The 24,815-nt window shown below is 39.5% G+C and carries 17 protein-coding genes and 2 tRNA genes; 16 read left to right on the forward strand and 3 right to left on the reverse strand.

Going from position 1 to position 24,815, the window contains the following annotated elements; translation table 11 throughout:
- Window positions 1-278: 278 nt before the first annotated feature.
- Window positions 279-2,279, forward strand: a complete 2,001-nt coding sequence (locus TY21_RS02050) for a protein kinase (RefSeq protein ID WP_042244035.1) — start codon at window positions 279-281, stop codon at window positions 2,277-2,279.
- Here the strand turns inward: TY21_RS02050 and TY21_RS02055 are convergent.
- Together TY21_RS02055 and TY21_RS02060 are read right to left on the reverse strand one after the other, a co-directional pair.
- The gene (locus TY21_RS02055; RefSeq protein ID WP_052243959.1) at window positions 2,276-3,736 is read right to left on the reverse strand and encodes an ankyrin repeat domain-containing protein; all 1,461 of its coding nucleotides are present in this window, start codon (window positions 3,734-3,736) and stop codon (window positions 2,276-2,278) included. The genes TY21_RS02050 and TY21_RS02055 overlap by 4 nt on opposite strands.
- Window positions 3,737-4,778: 1,042 nt before the next feature.
- Complete coding sequence (locus tag TY21_RS02060; RefSeq protein ID WP_042244056.1) at window positions 4,779-5,510, reverse strand: ABC transporter ATP-binding protein; 732 nt, start codon at window positions 5,508-5,510, stop codon at window positions 4,779-4,781.
- A gap of 363 nt (window positions 5,511-5,873) precedes the next feature.
- On the opposite strand from TY21_RS02060, the gene TY21_RS02065 reads away from it, so the two are divergent.
- From TY21_RS02065 to TY21_RS02075, 3 genes are read left to right on the forward strand one after another with little or no spacing between them, the layout of a single operon-like run.
- The gene (locus TY21_RS02065) at window positions 5,874-7,142 is read left to right on the forward strand and encodes an amino acid permease (RefSeq protein ID WP_052354676.1); all 1,269 of its coding nucleotides are present in this window, start codon (window positions 5,874-5,876) and stop codon (window positions 7,140-7,142) included.
- Window positions 7,143-7,153: 11 nt separating this feature from the next.
- Window positions 7,154-7,642, forward strand: coding sequence for a DUF2760 domain-containing protein (locus tag TY21_RS02070; RefSeq protein ID WP_042244039.1), 489 nt, complete (start codon window positions 7,154-7,156; stop codon window positions 7,640-7,642).
- Window positions 7,643-7,692: 50 nt separating this feature from the next.
- A complete protein-coding gene (locus TY21_RS02075) occupies window positions 7,693-9,516 on the forward strand; it encodes an Hsp70 family protein (RefSeq protein WP_042244041.1) in 1,824 nt (607 codons plus the stop codon).
- A gap of 234 nt (window positions 9,517-9,750) precedes the next feature.
- Here the strand turns inward: TY21_RS02075 and TY21_RS02080 are convergent, their stop codons facing one another.
- Complete coding sequence (locus tag TY21_RS02080) at window positions 9,751-10,176, reverse strand: SufE family protein (protein ID WP_042244043.1); 426 nt, start codon at window positions 10,174-10,176, stop codon at window positions 9,751-9,753.
- A gap of 768 nt (window positions 10,177-10,944) precedes the next feature.
- Here TY21_RS02080 and infA point away from each other — a divergent pair.
- The 12 genes from infA to rpoC all read left to right on the forward strand — a co-directional run bounded on the left by infA (window position 10,945) and on the right by rpoC (window position 24,128).
- Window positions 10,945-11,163, forward strand: a complete 219-nt coding sequence (infA, locus tag TY21_RS02085) for a translation initiation factor IF-1 (protein ID WP_039385545.1) — start codon at window positions 10,945-10,947, stop codon at window positions 11,161-11,163.
- Between the two features lie 87 nt (window positions 11,164-11,250).
- A tRNA-Thr gene (locus TY21_RS02090) sits at window positions 11,251-11,322 on the forward strand.
- A gap of 55 nt (window positions 11,323-11,377) precedes the next feature.
- Complete coding sequence (gene tuf / locus TY21_RS02095) at window positions 11,378-12,562, forward strand: elongation factor Tu (protein WP_130589489.1); 1,185 nt, start codon at window positions 11,378-11,380, stop codon at window positions 12,560-12,562.
- A gap of 70 nt (window positions 12,563-12,632) precedes the next feature.
- Window positions 12,633-12,705 (forward strand) — tRNA-Trp (locus tag TY21_RS02100).
- A 40-nt stretch (window positions 12,706-12,745) separates the two neighbouring features.
- Window positions 12,746-13,039: a preprotein translocase subunit SecE gene (gene secE / locus TY21_RS02105; RefSeq protein ID WP_052354677.1), complete on the forward strand. Its 294-nt coding sequence runs from the start codon at window positions 12,746-12,748 to the stop codon at window positions 13,037-13,039.
- Between the two features lie 21 nt (window positions 13,040-13,060).
- Window positions 13,061-13,609 (forward strand): transcription termination/antitermination protein NusG, encoded by a 549-nt coding sequence (gene nusG, locus TY21_RS02110; protein WP_039385542.1) that lies wholly within the window; start codon window positions 13,061-13,063, stop codon window positions 13,607-13,609.
- Between the two features lie 161 nt (window positions 13,610-13,770).
- Window positions 13,771-14,199, forward strand: coding sequence for a 50S ribosomal protein L11 (rplK, locus tag TY21_RS02115; protein WP_039385540.1), 429 nt, complete (start codon window positions 13,771-13,773; stop codon window positions 14,197-14,199).
- Between the two features lie 21 nt (window positions 14,200-14,220).
- The gene (gene rplA / locus TY21_RS02120; protein WP_039385539.1) at window positions 14,221-14,919 is read left to right on the forward strand and encodes a 50S ribosomal protein L1; all 699 of its coding nucleotides are present in this window, start codon (window positions 14,221-14,223) and stop codon (window positions 14,917-14,919) included.
- Between the two features lie 12 nt (window positions 14,920-14,931).
- Complete coding sequence (gene rplJ, locus TY21_RS02125) at window positions 14,932-15,459, forward strand: 50S ribosomal protein L10 (protein WP_042244067.1); 528 nt, start codon at window positions 14,932-14,934, stop codon at window positions 15,457-15,459.
- 41 nt (window positions 15,460-15,500) lie between these two features.
- The gene (rplL, locus tag TY21_RS02130) at window positions 15,501-15,884 is read left to right on the forward strand and encodes a 50S ribosomal protein L7/L12 (protein ID WP_039385535.1); all 384 of its coding nucleotides are present in this window, start codon (window positions 15,501-15,503) and stop codon (window positions 15,882-15,884) included.
- 261 nt (window positions 15,885-16,145) lie between these two features.
- Window positions 16,146-19,907: a DNA-directed RNA polymerase subunit beta gene (rpoB, locus tag TY21_RS02135; protein WP_042244108.1), complete on the forward strand. Its 3,762-nt coding sequence runs from the start codon at window positions 16,146-16,148 to the stop codon at window positions 19,905-19,907.
- A gap of 21 nt (window positions 19,908-19,928) precedes the next feature.
- Window positions 19,929-24,128 (forward strand): DNA-directed RNA polymerase subunit beta', encoded by a 4,200-nt coding sequence (rpoC, locus tag TY21_RS02140; protein WP_042244069.1) that lies wholly within the window; start codon window positions 19,929-19,931, stop codon window positions 24,126-24,128.
- Window positions 24,129-24,815: the final 687 nt, after the last annotated feature.

Below are 24,815 nucleotides of genomic sequence, written 5' to 3' on the forward strand. Positions count from 1 at the left end.
TAAATCAGCTTATTACGCAAATATATGTTTAAAAAATATTGCTTGTTAATAAATTAACTGTTTATTAGTTGAGTTTTTTTATAAAAATTAATAACGTTTTTTTTATTACAAACTGATTGTTTTTTTTAATACATAATGAAGTGATTGTTAATTTTTAATAACTTACAATTATTTACTTTTAATTTTAATAAATAAATTGTTTTAACAATTATATTTATAATTTATAATTAAATTATTGGTAAATTTGTTTGTTTAATAATAATTAATAAAGGATAGTTATGAATAATGACTATGGTAAAGTTTTAAATTTTTGGAAAGAAAAAGAATCTCTACCTGTCACTCCTAGAGAGCAAGTATCCAGCGAGAGAAAGATGCCGGGGCAAGTAAAGGTAAGCGAAAAAGTTAAAGAAATCATGGCGAAAACCGATTATCTCTTAAACAGGCCCTCCGAAAGAGGTCTCCTTCAAAGAACAAAGCCAGAACAGAAATCAAATAAGCCTCCACAACTCGAAGGAAAGTTTTCCTCGGAAGAAATTACTCCAGCGAGTGAGGAGGTCAAAGGGCGTGAAAGGTCGCTAAAGCTTGAAAAATTGAGAAGGGTTTTTGAAAAAAACCATGAAGGACAACAGTCCCAAGCTGGTAAAGCTGCCCCTGGAAAAATAGCCATTCCTCTAGCCTTTATGACACCTGAAGAAAAAGAAATAAGAAGAAAGATGAAAGGTAAAGAGAAGGAAACAGAAGCTGTAGCTGAAGTATCTATAGCAAATTTAGACCTTACCAAGGAAGCAGCCGCTCTTAGTGAAATTGAGGAGGAGTTATATCGTTTAAATCAAAGGCTAGATGAAAAAAGGCTAGATGAAAAACCAAGCTTAGAAGATTTAAATGCAATTAGAGAGGAACTTAGCGATCTTGAGAAAATATTAAGCGAAGAAAAATTCAAACTATCGCCAGAGCGAGATGACCTCTGTTTACAGGTTGGCAACTTAGGGAAAAAGCTCAATGAGGCTAGAAAGAGTGCTTCAGAATTAGAGAAATTTCAATTAAGCCGGCTAATACCGAAAATAAGCTTACCTCAAAGCAACTTAGAGCAGCTTAGTGAGGAATTAGATAAAATATTAGAAAACCTAGTGGTAGATGTAGAGGTAGAATCCACTCACTCTGCACAGCTTGCTACAGTAGAAGGGCAAATTAGCCAGCCATTAAAAATGATGGGTGAGAAATCAAAGCAATTTGACTTTAAGGCTATTGAACAAGATATTGCTATATTGAAGGAAATTTTAAGAGGAAAGCCCATTAATTCTCTTACGAAAATTAGCGCTAAGAAAGTAGAAGGGTTGACGCATTCATATACTGTTTATTCTAATGGAAAGATTTCAGTTCACCTGAAAAAAGAAGAATGGATTCGCGTTGGAGATGAAATAAAAACAGGTTTGCTAGGCAAAGGGGGATATAAAAGAGCTAAGTTAATGCAAGATATAGACACTGAAGAAATTAAAGTCAGAGGAGTCTTATTCAAACCTCTTGATCAGAAGCAGCGAAAGGCTATATTTCAATTTATGGAGGAGGTAAAAGACCAACCATATATTTGCCAAATGGAGCATGTGGTTTGGGAATCAATACCTAAAAACCCTGTTTCTATCTGGAGTGGGCAAAAAACAGGGGGACGCAAGGAGGCTTTTATCTCTAAGTATTACCCCTTTTCTGGTGAAAAGATGTTCTCTTTTGCTAAAAGCAATCAGTCTTCCCAGCCACTGCATATTCCAATAGCCCTTCAACTTGCACAAGGAATCCAAAGAATGCATGAGAAAGGATGGGTTCATCGGGATCTTAAGCCTGAAAACATCTTCTTGCAATGGGATCCCTCCAATCCGGAAACAGTAGAGGCTGTGGTAGGGGATTTTGATACTGTCCATAAGAATAGCGATGCCAGCAAGAGAAGAGATTCCCTAGGCACGCCAGGTTATATCCCACCAGAATATTCAGAGGAAGAGCATGTCGAGGATGCTAGGCCTGCTGATGTTTATGCGTTAGGGGTCAGTTTGCTAGAAATGTTTATCAGCCATGGATCTGCTCCCTGGAAAGTAGGTAGGGAAGCTATTCAAATTACCTTATACTTAACAGATGCAGGGTATAAGAAGGAACTAGAAGAACTAAAACAAAAAGCGGAGAGTGATTTAGAAAGGCTCATCATAGAAATGTGCAACCCTGACCCAAGAACAAGGCCAACGATTGATGAAGTGGTGGAAAGGCTGGAGCGTATGCAAAAGCAAAATTTTTAAAATCCTTTCGCATGGCGTTGGGCCATCAATCTAAAACCATTGGAAAGGTCGGTGTCAATTCCTTTCTCTATTAATAATTGCTTGACCTTTTTAATATGGTTTTCCATTTTAGGGTTTTTAGAGCATTCACCTTGTTGAGATAATAGATGCCAATAAGCATTAAGGCCTGTTTTGCCCGTTTTATTAACGTAGGCTCCTCTTTCCAACAGGTATTCCACCATTTCAACATGGCCCTGGCAAGCTGCGGCAATTAAGGGTGTCCAGCCTTCAGCGTCTTCACTATTGATATTTTCTCCCTCCATCAATAGCTTTTCTACTACTGAAAAGTTATTGCTTTCTGCTGCTAAATGAAGGGAGGTAGAGTTTTCATTAGCTATATGCGTAGTTGTTAATCTATCTTCCAAAGCTTCTTTAATTTTTTGGTCTTTAGTTCTACACCACAAAGAAGCGATTAAGTGGGGATCTACATTTTCTTGCTTTAGATAATCAATGACTGTTGCAAAACGATCGGCTTGGCTCCATTTTTTATATTTTATTTTTCCATTTTCAATTCCTTCTAAAATAAATCCTCCTCGTAAAGCTAGTTTGGCTATAGACCAAGAACAAACTCCTGCTTTTTGAAGGGTAGTAGGAATATAGTGGTCGTGAACAAGGCCAAGTTCTTTATCCACACCTTTTTCAAAATATGTCCTCAATACATTCGTGTTCAGTAATCTATGAATGTATTCAATATTAATCTTAGAAGGATCAGCTATTTTATAAATATGCAAACCGGTGGGTAGGTCTGCATGAAGTCCTTTATTCAGCTTGATTAGCCGGTTGCCTTTAATGAGAAAACCATAGATGTGGCTGGCTGTAATTAACTTAAATACCAAAGGCAAAAAAATTGTTTTGCCTTGATGATACGCGTCTAAAAGAATTTCTGGCATTATAGTGGGATCTTTTTCAACTTTTAAGATCATTTCAATAATAGGAAGAATAATTTCTTGCTCAGGAAGATCTAGATGCTGTTTAAGCGAATTATAAAGAGCTTGAAAAGTAATGCGATGATCAGAACCTTCTAACTCAAAAAACTGCCCATTTATTTGGCTTTTACCGACAATACTAAATCGATGAGCCATAAGTTTAATATGACAAATGGAAGCTAAGTTAGGATTATACTTATAGAGTATATCAAGGGCTTCTTGATTATCTGTGGCTTGGGCTATTCCCAATATAATCTGTAAACTTTCTGAGAGCACAACTCCTTTAGCTTTGTATGCATATAAATGCTTTTCTAGAGTAGTATTACAGCGTGCTAGAAGCAATTTAACCAGCCGGCCACATAGAGTACCCTCTACCATAGCGTAAAGCTCAGGATTTTGTAACATCTTATGGACATCGGGAGAAATAGCAGACACAGGAGTTGCAGGTGAAGTCTTTGATAGAGGAGCGGGGGAGAGATTTTGAACTTGCATGAGGTTAAGCCCTTTCTTTAATGTTTTATAAGGCTAATAGCAAAGCTTTCATTATTTAACAATCTAATCAATCCTAGAAAATATTGATGATTTATTTTTAGCAAGTAGCTATAGGAAAGCGTTTATAGGTTATCCTTGCTTTTCAAGCTTTAATTCAAAAATTTAACCGCAGTTAAACATAAGCTATAACTCCATTAATTAAAATAGGAAAATATATTTTTAATTTAAGTTTTAGATGGGATGTAGCTTTTTAATTCATTATCTAGCAGAGAGTTAAATAATTATAATGCTTAATAAAGTTAGCAGAGGCATATTCTATGCGGGTTAATACTCAAGGTTGCTTACTATTCGTCCATCTTAATTAGATATGCATCTGTAGATGCACTAAAGAGCTTGGGCAAGAACGTGAAGAAGTTAAGCCATACCCTTCCATAACAGACATAGCCTTTGATTTTTGTGGGATGAAGCTCTGTAAGGCGAAGGAGAATGCAAAGTTTGCCAGCATGGGAATGACAAGCGGAGAATTTGAAGAAAGATTCACTTAAGCATTTGTTCAAATCTATAGGAGATTATTTTGAGGGATTTGACAAAGAGCAATAAAGCGGATGAATTAATAACAAAATCGATGATCCTTTAAGTTGCCAAAGAACCTAAAAATTTCTTATAGACAGGAAGCTTATGATAGATAATCTTTCTACCCATCATCTTATATTCGGAGTATAGATCCTTCAGCCTCTCCGCGAGGAGAAGGAACCTTAAGCCAAAGACTGGCAAGACTTGGATGGAGAAAAAAGAAATAATACTTTGAAAGTCATTTAGAGCTTGGCAGGGAATTTTTTCTTTAGGAAAGTGGCCTATCAGCAAGCATGCTTTATAATTTAAATGCTGCTCTACGAAATAGATGGAAGAATTGGAATATCTAAAAGACAATGGGTGCTAATTTAGTAGCATAAGGCAGGGCCTTAAAACAAACGACCTACTAGATTATTTACTTAACAAGGCCCTTTAGAGGAGGAAAATTAAAAGTTCATACTTATCAAGCTTAATCTATCAAATTAAAGAGGGCCTGCCGGATTTCCTCTGAAAGGGTTGCATAGTGGAGCGGATCACGACGCAGCTTATTTTCTATTTTCCATATCTTATGAATACTCCCATCATGCAGCAATAAGATACGGTCTGCCAGATAAATAGCATCACGGAAATCATGGGTATTCATTAAAATCGTACAATTTAATTTTTCTTTGATTTTGCGTAATAGTTCATAAATCTGCTCACGAAGCACTACATCTAGCTTGTTAAAAGGTTCGTCTAGCAGTAGAAGAGGGCGTTGTTGCAAAAGAGCACGAGCGAGAGAAGCCCTTTGGCGCATTCCTCCAGAAAGTTGCTCAGGATATAGGTTAGCACTTTCTTTGAGGCCCATTTCTGAAAGCAGGCTTAATGCTTTTTGCTGGAGAGATAAGCTAGAAGAAGGCTTTTTCCCTAATTCTGTAGGGAGGAGTAAGTTTTCTAGAATGGTTCTCCAAGGAAGTAATAGATCTTCTTGCGCCATAAAAGCAATGGATTCTGCAGGTTGACCTGTGGCCACGCTAATAACTCCTGTTTCGAGCGGTAATATGCCTGCGAGGAGTTTAAAGAGAGTCGTTTTCCCTGATCCTGACCATCCTACTAAAGAAATAACTTCGTTAGGTGATATATCTAACGAAAGATTTTTTAGTATCTTTTTTTCTCCAAAAGAAAAAGAGAGATTTTGAATTTTTAATAAGAATGTTGGCATATTCACTCGTTGAGTCTTTTTTATCTTAATAAAAGAGAGGATTGAATGAAACACAAGCTTAAAGATGTATAAACTGTCTTTCAAGAACATTGAATGAATAGATGGATTGTAGATGAAGAGTGTTATTATAACAATCTCTAGGGGAAAGCTTAGAAAATTTTTTATCTCCATCTCCTTTGGCGTCTTGAAAGTATCTTCCTGGAAAGGAAAAAAAGTAGAGAGTTTGGCTAACTTTTAAGGAGATAAAAGATAAATTAGATTGTATGGTGCCCTACTATTAGTTCTATAGGTGTTTCCTCTTGATGACTATCACTAAATTATCTATGATCATTTCACTAATTTTAAAATTCATTAAGGAGAGTTGTGGAAAAAAGTCACGTTCCTTCTAAAGGAACCGTTTTGTCAGCTATGTTTCTTGTAGCGGGTTGTTGTATTGGTGGAGGAATGCTTGCTTTGCCTGTTGCCACGGGTGTAAATGGTTTTATACCTTCTTTAGTCGTCATGGTTATTTGTTGGATAATGATGACAATTACAGGTCTACTTTTATTGGAAGTTAGCCTGTGGATGGAAGAAGGTGTCCATGTTGATACCATGACACACCGCCTTTTAGGAAATGTTGGACGTTGGATTAGCTGGATTCTTTATCTCTTTATTTGTTATGCCTCGCTTGTTGCCTATACGGCAGCAGGAGGCCATCAGCTAGCTATAGCTTTCGACAGCGTTTTCAATATTCCCTTGACTAAAGAACTAGGGTGTACGATTTATATCTTAACTTTTGGACTCGTCCTCTATTTAGGGAGTGCCATTGTAGGCCGAGTCAATGCAATTTTATTTATGGCTATGCTTGCTTCCTATGTAGCCTTAATTAGCATAGGGATGCCTGAAGTGCAAGTTACTTATTTGAAATATAGTCATTGGACAGGTTTTCTATTAGCTATTCCTTTAATGTTGGCCTCTTTCAGCTATCAAACAATGGTCCCAAGTTTGACCCCTTATTTAAAAAAGAATTTAAAGGGCTTACGTTTAGCAATTATTGGAGGGACCTCTATCACCTTTATGATCTATGCTTTATGGCAATGTATGATGCTTGGGATTGTGCCTGTAGAAGGAACCCATGGCTTGGCTCAAGCCTTGATAGATGGCAAGCCTGCCACCCTTTTTTTAAATGAACATGTGCATGGAAAGTATGTAGCAAGTATTGCCCATTTTTTTGCTTTTTTTGCCGTTGTCACTTCTTTTTTGGGAATTGCTTTAGGGTTATTTGATTTCCTTTCCGATGGATTAAAGATTAAAAAAATAGGAATGGGAAACGTAATATTAGGCATCTTAATCATCATGCCTACCCTTGTTTTTGCTACTCAATTTGAAAGAGTGTTTGTCGTCGCTTTAGATTCGTCGGGCGGTTATGGGGATACAATCTTAAATGGCTTTATTCCTGTTTTAATGGTTTGGGTAGGGCGGTATTCTAAAGGATATCCAGCTTATTTTCGCGTGCCGGGAGGAAAATTACTACTAAGCGTAGTATTTATATTTTTTCTTCTATGTTTATTGCTTGAGATTTTTGTACACACCGGGTATTTATCTTCTGTGTATGAAGCCTACGAACTAATCGAAAAAAGAATCGACATTTAGGAGAAATTGTCATGCGTTTTTTATTAGCTATAAAAGCATTTATTAAAGCTTGGAAGGAGCCCACTAAGGCTCTAGTTTTTTTAGACGATTCGGTGAAAAATTTAGAAAGTATCAAGCAAGACTATTCACATTTGCGCTTGCTTGCTTTATTGCAACAGTCAGGGCGGCTTATTGATTTTTTAAAAGAAGATATTCATGCTTTTACTGATGCTCAGGTAGGTGCGGCTGTACGCCAAATACATCAAGAATGTAGTAAGAACTTGGAAGAACTGGTAACCATACGTCCTATCATGCTAGAAAAAGAGGGAGCAATGGTTACAGTACCCAAAGGATATGATACTACAGCTATAAAAGTATCGGGCCAAGTTAAGGGAGAGCCTCCCTACCTAGGGACTATTGTTCACCAAGGCTGGAAAGCTCATAAACGATCTTTGCCTATGAAAATGGCAGAACAAGCCTCCGAAATTATTTGCCCTGCAGAAATTGAAGTTAAAGGATAATTAAAGAAACTATTTTTCTCTCTATATATTGTATATAAGGTATTTTAATCATGGTCTCTTCTAGCCATTATATTATCGGTATTGATCTTGGAACGACTAATTGTACTTTAGCTTATACGCAAGCTGATGATAATAGCTCCGTCATTCATCAATTTTCTATTCCACAGGTCATGGAGGCTACAACCTTAGGTGAGAGTAAAGCTCTTCCCTCTTTTTTATATTTTCCCTTATCAGAGGAGCTTTCTGCAATTCCTCTAGAGCTAGCAGATTTTTTTAGCTCTAATAAGTGTGTAGGATCGTATGCTCGTAATAGAGGGGCTGAGCTGCCTGCTCGGCTCATTTCATCAGCAAAATCCTGGCTTTGTCATCCTGGCATCAATCCCCATGCCCCCCTCCTTCCTACAGATTTGGACGAAGAGAGCTCAAAAATAAGTCCTTTGCAGGCTTGTTCGGAATTATTGCGGCACATGCGCTTAGCATGGGAAAAAAATATGCCGCAAGTTCCATTTAAAGAGCAGCAGATCCTAATTACGGTTCCTGCCTCTTTTGATCCGCGAGCTCGCCAACTTGTCGAAGAAGCTGCAGCTTTAGCAGAATATCCCGCTATTATTCTTCTGGAAGAACCTCAGGCAGCCTTTTATGCATGGTTGCATAGGCATGCCCAAAAATGGCGTAAAATCCTTAAAGTGGGAGATCATATTTTAGTAGTAGATATTGGGGGAGGAACTACCGATTTTAGTGTCATCTCCGTAATTGACCAAGAAGGAGAGGTAGGATTAAACCGCATTGCCGTAGGATCTCATCTATTACTGGGTGGAGACAATATGGATCTAGCGTTAGCTTACCTTGCAAAATCTAAATTAGAAGAGCAAGGCCATTCTATTGATGGGTGGCAGCTTAAAGCTTTAACACATGCTTGCCGGCAAGCAAAGGAACAACTGTTTTCGGCAGAGCCCTCTCAGCAAGTGGATATCACTATCATGGGGAGAGGACGTAAACTAATAGCCAATTCTTTAAAAACATTTATAACCTTGCCAGAAGCCCAAGAATTAATTTTGCAAGGTTTTATGCCTATAGTACCTCTCGAAGAGCGTGCTCATCATGAAAAACGTTTAGGCTTGCAGCAGATCGGCTTACCTTATGCGCAAGATGCGCGTATAACCTGTCAATTAGCTAAATTTTTGTCTATGACCGGTGAAAGTGAAAGCTCAAGCATGGATAATTTTCTAATGCCTACCGCTGTCCTCTTTAACGGGGGAACCATGAAAGCAGAAGCGTTTTGCCAAAGAGTGGTAGAGCAACTTAATTATTGGGCTACAAAAATGCATAGAGAAACGGTAAAAGTATTGGCAGACGGCGATCTGGATTATGCTGTGAGCTATGGAGCTGTTAGCTATGGGCTTGCTTGTCGAGGGCAGACCATAAGAATTAAAAGCGGTACAAGCCGCAGCTTTTATGTGGGCGTAGAAGAGGCTACCTTGGCCGTGCCCGGTATTACACCCCCTCTTAAAGCTGTGTGTGTAGTACCTTTTGGCATGGAAGAAGGCTCAGAACAAGATTTACCGGATCAGGAATTTGCCCTCGTAGTAGGACAGACAGCTACCTTTCGCTTTTTTAGCCATGCAACTAAAACGTTGTCCAGTGGTATAGAACCTTCCGTAGGAACCGTAGTTAAAAATTGGAAACAGGAGCTGACCGAGTTACCTAGCATGGAAGCCTGCCTAGACCGTATGGAAGGAGATGGAAAAGTGATTAATGTTAAGTTAAAGTCTCGGATGACAGAATTGGGTGTACTGGAGCTATGGTGTGTATCAGCAGATGGACGTCAATGGAAGCTGGAATTTGAAACACGTAAGGAAATAAATCCGTCTTGATGAAGTAGTTAGCTGCCAGCCAATAAAAAAGATTGAGGGGCCTTTTCTTTAAGTGACCTGAAGTTTTAGTTTTTTCATCCTGTCTTAAGTGCTTTGTATCTTAATTTTTACGCTTATCTTCTTGTAGGTAGCTTAAGGCTGGCTCTACCTGTAAAATTGCAAAAGCCCTGCAAGAAGCGGGTAGAGGCTTGGGTTAAGAAAATTTAATATTTAGGTTAGCGGGCAATAAGCTATTTACTTAGCTGTTAATAATCGGAGGGCATCTTGTTTCATGCGTAGATGTACACTGTAGAGGCCGTTGGCACGGCTAGGTGTTAGGCTAGCCCGAATACCCAAGTCTTCTAAGAATGTGGGTGCACAGGTTAAAATAGATTCTGGTGTCTCTCCATTATAGACATACACAAGAAGAGCTGCTAGCCCGGCAGAAATTAAAGCTTCAGACTCCACTTCAAAATAGACGTTTCCTTCTTTTAAAAAAGAGTGTAAATACATGGCACTTTGGCAGCCTTTAACAATATTCTCAGAGGTTTTACGATGGAGTTCCAGCTTTGTTAGTGTTCGACCCATTTCAATGATCTTTTTGTATTTAGACTCTTCATCAGGACAAGCTGCAAAAAGAGCTTTTAATTCGTTTTGCTTTCTTTCAAAGGTTGGTGACATAAGGAAACAACATTTTATCAAATTTAATATATAGCTCTACTATCTACTTTATCTTAAAGCTAAAAAATTTAAGAAATAGCAAACCTAACCAAGTTTAAATAAACTGCAGCTAGCAAGTTTTTGCAAAAAATAAAAGCTTTTAATTTATCGCCCCTTATTCTTTGAATAAAGAGCCTGCATTCTTTGAATAAAGAGCCTGCGTAAAGTGATTGACTATCCTAAGGAAATAATAGCTCTCCTATCGTTTATTTACCATATTAAATTTTTCTCTAGCTTTGTAGATTTCATAGGTCAGCCTTTAATCCTCTAGAATAATGTTTAACTTCTGTTCTCCTAAACTGAAAAATTAAAAAGAGGAATGTTTTTTTATCCTTATTCGCAAAGGGAAATAGGAATAGCTTAAAGGGACTAGTGAAGATAAAAGTACTGGTAAGTTACCTGCAGAAAGAGCTTGCAGAAGCCTGGTTTTAAATATTCATTAGGTCATGTAAGGATGTTAGGCAAAGAGAAGTGCAATCAAAAATTCTTAACAAAAGGTAGACGTTGAGTCCTTAAGCCTTAAGATAAATATAAAAACTCGTCCTTACAAGAAGGTGTTTGCAATATAGCAGAAAAGCTAGAAGGAGATTAGCCAAGTGATATCCCCCCAAAGTAAAATAATTTCCATGGATTATACATTTATGCTTGACATTTAACAAATTTGTGTTAATTTATTCTACACTAAATAAATCGTTTCTATTTCTTCAAAGACATAAACCCAAATATAGCATGGCAAAAGAAGATACTATTAAATTGGACGGCACTGTAGAAGAGCTGCTTCCAAATATGACCTTTAGAGTGTCCTTACAAAATGGCTTAAAGGTTATAGCCCATCTATGTGGAAAAATGCGAATGAAAAATATTCGTGTTTTAGTAGGAGATGTGGTGACTGTAGAGATGTCTCCTTATGATTTAACGAAAGCTCGGATAATTTTCCGCCAACGTTAAGAATATGGAAGATCCTGATAATTGTTGATCTTTTATATAAAAAAAGCTAAACTTTTATGCTTTTGAGTTTGCAGACAAAAATTGCTTGCCCAGATAGCTCAGTGGTAGAGCACTTGCATGGTAAGCAAGCGGTCGAAGGTTCAATTCCTTTTCTGGGCAAAAAAGAAAATAATAAATATATTAACGTCCTTACTGGAGTTTAACGGAGGATATAATGGCAAAACAATCATTTCAACGTAATAAGCCTCACGTAAACGTGGGCACTATTGGCCACGTCGACCATGGCAAAACAACCTTAACAGCCGCTATAACAAAAGTATTGGCTGAAGCAGGCGGGGCAACTTTTAGAGACTATGCTTCAATCGATAATACACCTGAAGAAAAAGCACGTGGTATCACTATCAACTCCACTCACGTGGAATATGAAACAGATGCTCGTCACTATGCACACGTTGACTGCCCAGGCCACGCTGATTATGTAAAAAACATGATTACTGGTGCTGCACAAATGGATGGTGCTATACTTGTGGTAGCTGCCACAGACGGTGCCATGCCTCAAACGCGCGAGCATATCTTATTGGCTCGTCAGATGCAAGTTCCTGCGATTGTTGTCTTTCTTAACAAAGTAGATATGCTAGGTGAAAGCGATCAAGAGTTACTTGACTTGGTGGAATTAGAATTACATGAGTTACTCGAATCTAAAGGCTATAAAGATGTGCCTATTGTTAGAGGATCTGCCTTAAAAGCTCTCGAAGGGGATGAAAAATATGTGGAAGCAGTTAAGCAGTTAATGCGTACTGTTGATCAGCAAATTCCTACACCTACACGAGAAATTGATAAGCCTTTCTTAATGCCTGTTGAAGATGTGTTCTCAATTTCTGGACGTGGTACAGTAGCTACTGGTCGTGTAGAGCGAGGAATAGTCAAATTAAACGATAAGTTACAGTTGGTCGGGCTAGGTGAAACACGCGATACTGTAGCGACAGGGGTAGAGATGTTTAACAAGTCTATGGATGAAGCACGTGCCGGTGAAAACGTCGGTCTTCTTCTTCGCGGTCTTGAAAAGACGGATATCGAGCGTGGAATGGTGTTAGCAGCTCCGGGTACTTGCACTCCTCATACTGAGTTCAAAGCGCCTGTATACGTGTTGACTAAAGAAGAAGGTGGCCGTAAGAAACCTTTCTTTACAGGTTATCGTCCTCAATTTTACTTCCGTACGACAGACGTAACCGGTACCATTGAATTGCCAGCAGGTGTAGAAATGGTGATGCCTGGTGATAACGTGGAAATTATCGTTAAATTAATTGCTCCAGTGGCCATGGAAAAAGGTATGCGCTTTGCTATTCGTGAAGGCGGACATACTATCGGTGCTGGTACAGTATCAGAGATTATCAAGTAAGTGTTAGTGTGAGTGTGTAGAGAAATAGGTGGGTAGCCTACAATTTTCTACACACTTACCTTAATGATGAGGGTGTGTAGCTCAGCTGGTAGAGCAGCGGTCTCCAAAGCCGCCGGTCGGGGGTTCGAATCCCTCCGCACTCGTAGTGAAGTAATCACAACGAGAGTATATTGGAGGTAAAATATGGTAGTCGAAGTAAAATCAATGGAAGCAAAGAAAAAACAACAGCCTGCCCTTAATACCTCTAAAAATAAAGAAACTGTGACGGCTAATAAAAAAATACAAGTAGCCGACTTTATTAGTGAAATTAAAGCTGAACTTAAACGTATTAACTGGACGAATCCGGAAGAATTAAAAACTTATACTCTTATTGTGGTCGGTGCCACATTTTTTTGTGGGATGGGTATATATTTTATGGATTTACTCATTCAAGCGTGCCTTTGGTTTTTAGAGTCGGCTTTGCGTTTAGTAGTTTAAGATTAATAACGGCGGTGGTAAATGCACAAATGGTATGTCGTACAGGTTTTCTCTACACATGAAAAAAAAGTCAAGAAAGCATTAGAGGAGCACCGAGACCTCAAAGGCATGAGCGAGCTTATCGAAAAAATATTGCTGCCCATTGAAAATGTTTCTGAGGTCAAAAAAGGACAACAGAAAATTATTGAAAGACGTTTATGGCCGGGTTATCTCCTTGTAAAAATGACTCTAACGGATGAATCTTGGCATTATGTTAAGCAGACTGCAGGAGTCATTGAGTTTTTAGGTGGAGACAAACCTACAGCCTTATCTGATGCTGAGGTTGAAGAAATTCTTAGAGATTTGGAAGATAAAAAACAAAAAGTTACTCAGCGCCACAAATTTGAAATAGGCGACAAAGTTAAAATTATCGATGGCGTATTCGTTAACTTTATTGGAACCGTCTCTGAAGTCTTCCATGATAAAGGCCGTTTGAGTGTATTAGTTTCTATTTTCGGGCGTGATACACGTGTGGATGATCTAGAATTTGTACAAGTGGAAGAAATTAACGAAGAAGCAGAATCAAGCTAGAGATCATAAAGAGATAGGGTTTTAAATAGCACTATCATGAAGATGTCAATAAGATAATATAAAATGAGTGTGACAGAAAACTCAGCTTTGATGCTTTAGCTGCTTCAGTTCCCTGCCTCGGGGTGTCACATGTTAAGATGAATGGTGGATAGAAGGAAATTATGGCAAAAAAAGTTGTTAAAATTATTAAGTTGCAAATTCCAGCAGGGAAAGCTAATCCAGCTCCACCTATTGGTCCAGCACTCGGTTCTGCCGGTGTGAATATTATGGCATTTTGCAAGGAATATAATGCTAAAACTCAGGCGATGGCAGGAGATATTTTGCCCGTCGTCATCACTGTGTATGCTGATAAAAGCTTCACATTTATTACAAAAAAGCCCCCTGTAGCAGAACTATTGAAAAAAGCAACAGGCGTAGCAAAAGGGTCGGCCGTACCTAATCGAGACAAAGTGGGCAAAATTACTAAGGCGCAAGCGTTAAAAGTGGCTGAAGAAAAAATTCAAGACATGAATGCACGCGATTTAGAAGCTGCTACACATATCGTTCTAGGAACGGCACGTTCCATGGGCTTAGAGTTAGTCGCTGAATAAACTTATAAACAAAAAGAGAATATGGGTCGCCAAAGCAAAAGAATTCGGGAGGCAGCAAAACAAGTGGATGTGACTAAGACATACACTGTTAAAGAAGCTGTCGAAATTTTAAAGAAATGTCCGCCTGTTAAATTTGATCAGACGCTTGACGTGGCTTTAAAAATGGGCGTGGACCCTCGTAGAACGGATCAACATGTCCGCGGAACTGTATCACTACCGAATGGTACAGGAAAAACGATTTCAATACTCGTTTTTGCCAGAGGTGAAAAGGTTAAAGAAGCCTTAGCAGCTGGAGCCGACTACGCAGGTGACGATGAACTTTTAGAAAAAGTTAGCGGGGGATGGAGCGGCTTTGATGCCGTTATTGCCACCCCAGATATGATGCGTGAAGTAGGTAAGTTAGGTAAAGTTCTTGGCCCTCGAGGACTCATGCCAACACCCAAAGCTGGCACCGTAACCACTGATATCGTTAAAGCTATTCATGAGCTCAAAGCCGGTAAAATTGAGTTCAAAGTGGATCGCCATGGAATGATTAACAATGGATTGGGTAAGCTGTCTTTTGCGCATGATAAACTTGAAGAAAACATAATGGCATTTTTGCATGCTGTGCAGAAGTCCAAACCAGCTGCAGCGAAGGGACAATTTATGAAGTCTGCGTACCTCTCCTCTACGATGGGGCCCGGCTTAAAAATCGACCTGCGTGCAATTGAGCAAGCTTAAAGGAGTTATTTTATGAGAGAAGAAAAGCAGCTCCTTTTAGATGAAGTACAAGATCATATTCAGAAAAATGATTCTTTTTTGATCATGCGCTACAGAGGCTTTACAGCTAATAAAGCTAACGAATTTCGTGGCGACCTAGCTAAGCAGGGTGGCTTCATTGAAGTTGTGCGTAAGCGTATTTTAGTGAAAGCAGCTAAAGCAGCAGGGCTTGATATAGATATAGACTCACTAGAAGGGCATATAGGAATTGTTTTGGCAGGGCATGAGCCGCTTGATACAGCAAAGTATGTATATAAGTTTAGCCAGGACAATGGTAAAGTTGTTGAAGTGATTGGTGGCCGTTTTGAAGGCCAACTGTACAATGCAGCTGAAATGGAGGCCTTAGCTAAGCTGCCCAATAAAGATGAAATGCGTGCGCAGCTACTTGGCGTTCTTCAAGCACCGATGTCTGAGACATTGGCAGTCATGGATGCAGTGTTGTCAAGCGTGGTTTACTGTTTGGACAATAAATGTAAGCAAGCCGGCGAAGATAATAATTAACCCATTAACATAAAGTTTTTAGAAATTAAAGAGGTAGTACTGTGAGTAAAAAAACAGAAGATTTAGTCAATACCCTCAGCGAATTGAGCGTATTAGAGATGTCTGAGTTGAAAACTATGCTTGAAGACAAGTGGGGCGTTAAGGCCGCTGCTGCTGCTGTGGCAGTTGCTGCACCTGCAGCTGCTGCGCCTGCTGCTCCAGAAGCAACTGATTTTCAAGTGACTTTGGTTGAATCCCCAGCTGATAAAAAAATCGGTGTCATTAAGGTTGTACGCGAGATTACAGGTCTTGGCTTAAAAGAAGCTAAAGAACTAGTAGACGGTGCTCCAAAAGTGGTCAAAGAAACAGCCCCAAAGGCAGAAGCTGAAGATATTAAGAAGAAGCTAGAAACTGCAGGTGCTAAGGTTACACTCAAAGGACTCTAAGAAAGTTTTTTTGAGTTTTATCACCCAGGTAGTGGAATTAATATTCCCCTACCTGGGCTCATCTATTTTTAAGTTTGGCTTTTTGGTATAGAATTAAAACTGTAAATTAGGAATTGATATTTTGGTTCTTGAAAAATATAGTCGATATATCCGTCCTTTATGGCTAGTGGTAGATACTATGAGTAAATATCAGTCTATCTTTAATTCCATACCTATCATCCAAACAATTAAGTTAAGTTACACAGGGAGACCTTCAGAATGTTGAAAAGGCCGCCGCAACGCATGAGTTTTATCAATAAAAAAGAAATTATTGATCTTCCGAACCTTATTGAAATCCAAATAAAATCTTACAATCAGTTCCTTCAAGCTAATAAGTTCGCGGATGAGCGCGAAAATATCGGTTTGCAGGAGGTGTTTAGCGAGCTGTTTCCTATTAAGTCTTATGACGAAAAGACTATTTTAGAATACATCTCTTATAGCCTTGGTGTTCCTAAGTATACTCCCGAGGAGTGTATTCGCCGAGGAATTTCTTATAACGTCACGCTAAAGGTTAAGTTCCGTTTAACAGACGAGACAGGGATCAAGGAAGAAGAAGTGTACATGGGCACTATCCCTGTAATGACGGATAAAGGTACCTTTATTATTAATGGTGCTGAGCGCGTAGTTGTTTCTCAGTTGCATCGCTCTCCTGGAATTAGCTTTGAGCAGGAGCGGCATACAAGAGGAAATGTTATCTATTCTTTCCGCATTATTCCTTATAGGGGAAGCTGGCTAGAAGGCGCATTCGATAGCAATGATCTTATCCATATCTACATCGATCGTAAGAAAAGACGTCGTAAGATTTTGGCCACAACTTTTATTCGTGCTTTGGGATACTCGACCAATACAGATATTATTGAAGAATTTTTTAGCACCCGCAAAGTTAAGATTAAAAACGAAAAAGAATTTGTTAAATATGTAGGTAAAATCCTTGCGCAAGACGTTATCGATGAAGATAGTGGTTTAATATTTGGTAAAGCAGCAGAAAAATTAACTACAGCCATGTTAAAGCGAATGATAGACTCAGGTATTGAAGTTATTCGTATTGCTGAAGATGCCGATGAAACAAGCCCTATCATTAAAATGTTAGCAAAGGATTCTACAGATTCCTATGAATCAGCTCTGAAAGATTTTTATCGCAAAATTCGTCCTGGTGAACCTGCTACTTTGTCGAACGCCCGTTCTGCTATTATGCGTTTATTCTTTGATCCCAAGCGCTATAATTTAGGCCGTGTAGGTCGTTATAAGCTTAACTCAAAATTGGGCCTGGAGCTTACTGATGAACAGCTCCAAACAGTCACTCTGACGAAAGAAGATGTGATTGGTGCTTTAAAGTATTTAATTCGTCTTAAGCAAGGTCGCGATGATGTTAATATTGATGATATTGACCATTTAGGTAATCGTCGCGTACGTTCTGTGGGCGAATTAATTCAAAACCAATGTCGTATTGGCTTGGCTCGTATGGAGAAAATTATTCGAGAAAGAATGAATCTTTTTGATCTGTCTTCGGATACCTTGACTCCTGGCAAAATTGTTTCCGCAAAAGGCCTTTCGGGTGTGCTTAAAGACTTCTTTGGTCGCTCACAATTGTCTCAGTTTATGGATCAAACTAACCCCATTGCTGAGCTTACCCACAAACGTCGTCTTTCTTCGCTTGGACCTGGCGGCCTGAATCGAGACCGCGCTGGCTTTGAAGTTCGCGACGTGCATACAAGCCACTATGGAAGAATTTGCCCCATTGAAACTCCTGAAGGCCCGAATATTGGTCTAATTACCTCTTTATCTTCTTTTGCTAAGATTAATGAGTTTGGTTTTATTGAAACCCCTTATCTAATTGTGCGAAATGGCATAGTCACAGAAGAGATCGAGTACATGACTGCAGATCAAGAAGAGCGCTGTGTAATTGCCCAGGCTTCTGCTACCCTGGATGAACATAATATGTTTGCTGATTCAATCGTATGGGCACGTTATCGCAGTGAACCGCTAGAAATTGAATCATCCCGAGTTACTCATATGGATGTTTCCCCCAAACAGTTAGTCTCTATTGTGACAGGATTAATTCCTTTTCTTGAACATGACGATGCTAACCGGGCTTTGATGGGCTCTAACATGCAACGTCAAGGTGTACCTTTGTTAAAACCTGAAGCGCCTTTGGTAGGAACAGGATTAGAAGCAAGAGCTGCAAGGGATTCTGGCGCCGTGGTAATAGCGCAAGAAGAAGGGGTTGTGGAGTATGTGGACGGTACAAAAATTGTCATTTCTCCTTTGGATAATCGGATGGAGAAAAAAGTTTATCTGTTGAAGAAATTTTTACGTTCTAACTCCGGTACCTGTATTAATCAGCAACCGCTTGTAGAAGTAGGAGATAAAATAAAAGCTGGCGATGTAATTGCCGACGGACCTGCCACAGACAAAGGTGAAGCTGCACTTGGGCGTAACGTACTGGTAGCCTTTATGCCTTGGTTTGGCTATAACTTTGAAGATGCCATTATCATTTCTGAAAAATTATTACGTGAGGATGCTTTCACTTCAATTTATATCGAAGAGTTTGAATTAACAGCTCGCGATACGAAATTGGGTAAGGAAGAGATCACACGCGACATTCCTAACGTATCAGAAGAGGCTTTACTTAATTTAGGAGATGATGGTATTATACGCATAGGTGCTGAGGTAAAGCCAGGCGATATTCTCGTTGGTAAAATTACACCTAAGTCTGAAACTGAACTTGCTCCCGAAGAAAGATTATTACGCGCGATTTTTGGCGAGAAAGCGGCCGATGTAAAAGACGCTTCATTGACAGTGCCTCCCGGCACTGAAGGCGTAGTCATGGATGTAAAAGTCTTCAGCAGGCGAGATCGTTTATCTAAAACCGATGATGAATTAGTTGAAGAAGCTTCTCGTTTGAAAGATATTCAAAAAGAATACAAAGCTAAGCTTAATGAAATTCGTATAGAAAGGCGCGAACGTTTAGGGGCCTTGCTATTAAATGAAATGTCTCCAGGTACTATTGTTCATCGCAAGACTGCGGAAGTTGTTCTCGAAGAAGGTTCTTTAATTAATCAAGAGATGATTGAAGCAATTGAAAAAGAGAACATTGAAGATCTTCTGACGCCTGATAATGAACTTTTCCAAACGCTTAAGCAAATTCTGCATGATTACACGATCGCCATGCAAACCTTGGACACTCAGTATAAAACTGAAGTAGAGCATATGAGGAAGGGGGATACTGATTTAGACCCCGGTATTATACGCCAAGTTAAAGTTTACGTAGCTTCTAAGCGTAAATTACAAGTGGGAGATAAAATGGCAGGCCGCCACGGTAACAAAGGGGTGGTCTCAAGAATTGTGCGGGAAGCTGATATGCCTTATATGGAAGATGGCCGGCCCATTGAAGTCATCCTCAATCCTCTTGGAGTGCCTTCTCGTATGAACATGGGTCAGCTTTTTGAAACTCACTTAGGTTTTGCGGCTCGTGCTGCAGGAATCTGGGTGCAAAGTCCTGTTTTCGAAGGTTTTCCAGAAGAAAAAATCTGGGAAATGATGAGAGCACAAGGAATGCCAGGAGATGGGAAATTTTATCTCTACGATGGATGTACAGGCGAACGTTTTGATAACTCTGTAGTAGTAGGTTACATTTACATCTTAAAGCTCTCTCACTTAGTGGCTGATAAAATTCACGCACGCGCCGTAGGACCTTATTCGTTGGTTACACAACAGCCGTTGGGTGGTAAGGCACAAATGGGAGGGCAGCGCTTTGGTGAGATGGAAGTTTGGGCGGCTGAAGCTTACGGTGCAGCACATGTGTTGCAAGAGTTACTTACGGTTAAATCGGATGACGTGTCGGGACGTACAAGTATATACGAATCGATTGTTAAAGGTGATAATTTGCTTAAAGCAGGAACACCCGAATCCTTTAACGTTTTGATAAAAGAGATGCAAGGCTTAGGCCTTGATGTTCGCACAGAATCCGTGATAACTGAATAGATTTATTAAGAGGATACAAGCATGACAGACAATCAAAGAGATGAGCAGCAATTTGATAAGCTCACGATCAAAATTGCATCTGATGATATCATCAGAAATCAATGGTCGCGTGGAGAAATTAAAAAGCCTGAGACGATTAATTATCGAACTTTTAAGCCTGAAAAAGGTGGTTTGTTTTGTGAAAAGATTTTCGGTCCTACACGCGATTGGGAATGCGCTTGCGGAAAATATAAAAAAATCAAGCATAAGGGTATTGTTTGCGATCGGTGTGGTGTCGAGGTTACTCTCTCCAAAGTACGTCGCGAAAGAATGGCCCATATTGAATTAGCTGTACCAGTCGTGCATATTTGGTTTTTCAAAACTATGCCTTCGCGTATTGGAAATGTTTTAGGTATGTCTTCCACCGATTTAGAAAGAGTCATTTATTATGAAGAGTATGTAGTTACAGATCCAGGTAATACAGACCTTGAGAAAAAACAATTGCTCAACGATGTCGAATACCGAGAAGCTCAAGAACAATATGGCCGAGATTCTTTTAAAGCTAAAATGGGTGCTGAAGCTGTTGCCGATTTGCTGGCTACAGAGGATTTACAATCTGTTTTAGTTGAGTTGAAAGAAAAACTACGTAAAACTAAATCCATGCAAGCGCGCATGAAGTTAGCTAAGCGTCTTAAAATTGTAGAAAGCTTTGTTTCCTCTACTAATAAACCTGAATGGATGGTCATGGCATGTGTACCTGTCATTCCACCTGATTTAAGACCCCTTGTTCCTTTAGATGGTGGTAGATTTGCGACCTCTGATCTTAACGATCTTTACCGTCGCGTAATCAATCGCAATAATCGTCTTAAAGCTATTCTTAAGCTAAAGACCCCTGAAGTGATTATCCGTAACGAAAAACGTATGCTGCAAGAAGCTGTAGATGCTTTGTTTGATAATGGCCGTCACGGACATCCAGTGATGGGAGCTGGTAACCGCCCTCTCAAATCCTTATCAGAAATGCTTAAAGGTAAACAAGGACGTTTCCGCCAAAATCTTTTGGGTAAAAGGGTAGACTACTCGGGACGTTCAGTGATTATTGTGGGCCCTGAGCTAAAGTTTAACCAATGCGGTTTACCCAAGCTAATGGCTCTTGAATTATTCGAGCCCTTTATTGTGAAACGCTTGAAAGATTTAGGCTATGTTTATACCATACGCTCTGCTAAAAAGATGATTCAACGTCATGCACCCGAGGTGTGGGACGTGTTGGAAGATATCATTAAAGGGCATCCTGTTCTACTCAACCGGGCACCTACCTTGCACCGCCTAGGTATTCAAGCTTTCGAACCGGTACTCATAGAAGGAAAAGCTATCCGCATCCATCCTCTAGTTTGCGCTGCATTTAATGCTGACTTTGATGGAGACCAAATGGCCGTTTATGTGCCTTTATCCATTGAAGCACAATTGGAAGCTAAGCTTTTGATGATGGCTCCGGATAATATCTTCTTGCCTTCCTCGGGTAAACCCGTAGCTGTCCCTTCGCAAGATATGACCCTCGGCCTTTATTATTTAATGCATGATCCTCTTTATTTCCCTGAAGAGCATGGACAGAAAATACGTATCTTCCGAGACGCTCAGGAAGTGTTAATGGCTTTAAATGCTAGCGGAAGTTATAACTGGTATGAAGACGAAAAAGGTGGCAAGCGTATTGATAATGAAGCCACTAATAAAGTGCATTACAGCCGTGGCGTTCGTATTCATGAGTTAATCAAAGTTAGAACAGAAGCAGGTATTATTGAAACTACACCTGGACGGGTACTTTTCAATATGATTGTACCTAAAGAAATGGGTTTTCAAAATTATAGCTTGCCTAAGAAAAAGATGTCAGAGCTAGTCATGGATTGTTATAAAAAAGCTGGGTTGGAAGCCACAGTACGTTTTCTTGACAATCTAAAATCCTTAGGTTTTTCTGAAGCCACCAAAGCTGCTTTATCGATGGGAGTATGCGATGTACGCATTCCTGAGATTAAAGGTAAAATTTTACAAGAAGCTCATGAGCGTGTAGCCCAAGTTAAAAAGCAGTATGAAGAAGGGATTATCACCGATGGAGAGCGACACTCTAAAACTATCAGTATTTGGACAGAAGTCTCTGAACAAGTTTCTGAAGAATTATTTAAACTTGTAGGAGAAGTCAAAGACTCCAAACGTAACCCTTTGTATATGATGTTAGATTCCGGCGCACGTGGTAACAAGTCACAGATTAGGCAGTTAGGTGCGTTGCGTGGTTTGATGGCAAAGCCGTCAGGCGCAATTATCGAATCGCCTATTACCTCAAACTTCCGCGAAGGGTTAACTGTTCTTGAATATTCGATCTCTTCTCACGGTGCCCGTAAAGGTCTGGCAGATACAGCTTTAAAAACTGCTGACTCCGGCTATCTTACTCGTCGTTTAGTTGATGTGGCCCAAGATGTGATCATCACCGAAGAGGATTGCGGAACTTTAAATGGTATTGAAGTATCGGCTATTAAGCAAGGGCAGGAAGAGTTATTGCCTTTAAAAGATCGTATTTTCGGCCGTACTGTCTCTGATGAAATTTATCTGCCCGGGGATAGCACAAAATTACTGGCTAAAGCAGGCGATATTTTGACTATTCTACAAGCTGAGGCTATTGATGACTCAGGTATTGAGCATATTAGGATTCGTTCGGTGTTAACCTGCGAAACACGCCGGGGAGTATGTTCAAAATGCTACGGCCTTAACTTGGCAAATGGGCGAACTGTTGGGCAGGGTGAAGCAGTAGGTATTATTGCCGCGCAGTCTATTGGTGAGCCTGGTACACAGTTGACCATGCGTACTTTCCACTTAGGTGGTATCGCCTCAGCAAGTGTAAGCCCTGAGATTATTACCGAACAAGAAGGAATAGTCATCTATACGGATCTTCGCGTTGTACAAAATGATGAGGGATTGTGGATTGCTTTGAACAAAAATGGGTCTTTAAACATTGTCCGAGATGAAGGACGAACGATTGAAGAATATAAAAAATTGCTTAGCACAAAATCAATTGAAGCTCTTCAAACTTTCACGGTAGAATTGGGTACAAAAATTTTAGTGCCCGATGGATCAAAAGTGAAACTAGGTAAGAAAATTGCTGAGTGGGAGCAACATAATATTCCAATTATTTGCGATCGCCCGGGCTACGTTAAATATGAAGATCTTGTGGAAGGTATCTCTACCGAACGAGATGTTAATAAGCAAACGGGTCAGACGGAATTGGTTGTCAAGCAGCACCGTGGTGAGCTTCATCCTCAAATTGTAATCTACGCCGATAAAGAATGTACAGAGCTTGTAGGTACTTATCCTATTCCTTCTGGAGCTATTATTTCCGTAGCTGAAGGACAATATTCTAGTGGTGGTAAGCTTCTTGCTAGATTGCCTCGTGGAGCCTTGAAAACGAAAGATATTACAGGGGGTCTTCCTCGTGTGGCTGAGCTCTTTGAAGCTCGCAAGCCGAAAGATTCTGCGGAAATAGCTAAAATTGACGGGGTGGTAGATTTTCGTGGTGTACAAAAGAACAAGCGAATAGTCGTAGTGCGTGATGAAGTATCAGGAATGGAAGAAGAACATCTCATTTCTCACACTAAGCACTTAATCGTTCAGCGTGGCGACCATGTTATCAAAGGCCAACAGCTGACTGATGGCATAGTCATCCCTCATGAAATTCTTGAAGTGTGTGGGGTACGGGAACTACAGAAATATCTTGTTAATCAAGTACAAGAGGTTTACCGTCTCCAAGGTGTGGATATCAATGATAAACATATTGAGATTATTGTACGCCAGATGCTCAAAAAAGTGCGTGTGCTGGATCCAGGCGATACAAGTATGTTGTTTGGTGAAGAGGTAGACAAACGAGAATTTGAGCAAGAAAATAATAAGGTGATTAAAGAAGGCGGTAAAGCCGGGCAAGGAGTTCCTGTCCTGTTGGGTATTACAAAAGCTTCATTGAGCACCGAATCCTTTATTTCAGCTGCTTCTTTCCAAGATACTACCCGTGTATTGACAGAAGCTGCTTGTGCAGGCAAGACTGACTATTTGATGGGCTTTAAAGAAAACGTCATTATGGGACACATTATCCCGGGCGGAACAGGCTTTGCCTATCATAAGCGAGTTAAAAAGTTTGTCGACAAAGAGCACGAGGAAGAGTTGTTGTTTGACTTTGAAGATGAACCTGTAGAAGTTTCTGTGTAAAATAATAAAGCTTCTACCTTCACTGCCTTTAAAAAGAGGGAGTGATTCTCTACCCTCTGCCAAGCGTATTAACTATCCATCAAGAGTCTATACTTGATGGATAGTTTTTTTATTTAGCAAGAAGTTAAAAAGCTTATCTTTCTTTCTAGTCGCCTTAATACCACGACAGCTTAGATAACTCTCTTTTTTAAAGTCATGGCTACTAGGTCTAATTTAAAGTGTGTATTTCAAAGAGTATTCGTTTTATCCTCATTAGCTTAAAGTTTATCCCAAACTATTCTTAATCATAAACTTTTAAATAGCTTGATGCGCCGCCATAGAGTTTGGAAAGTTGCCGCTAATAGGAATGAGAAATAAAATGGACTGATTTTTGTAGTAGAGGGATGGGTTTTTTATGGCACGATTCTATTTTTAATTTTGCAAATGTAAACAAATATTTCCAAGCTTTTTAAGCAAAATTTTTTTGCTGCTCCTTTGCCTTGTAGGTCCTAACCAGGCTTATCGTTTTGCTACTGCTCTTTTAATCCAGGAAAGTTGTGCGGAAAGATAGACAAAAAAGATAGACACTAAAGAGAAAAACAAGCTTTACCCACCTATGAAAAGCTTATAGGTAGAAAGTTTATAAAGTTTTTAGATAGAATTTGAAAAAGACTTTAAACTTCCTACCTCGATTGACTAGTGTTAGTA

The organism is Neochlamydia sp. S13 (assembly GCF_000648235.2).
Lineage (GTDB): Bacteria > Chlamydiota > Chlamydiia > Chlamydiales > Parachlamydiaceae > Neochlamydia.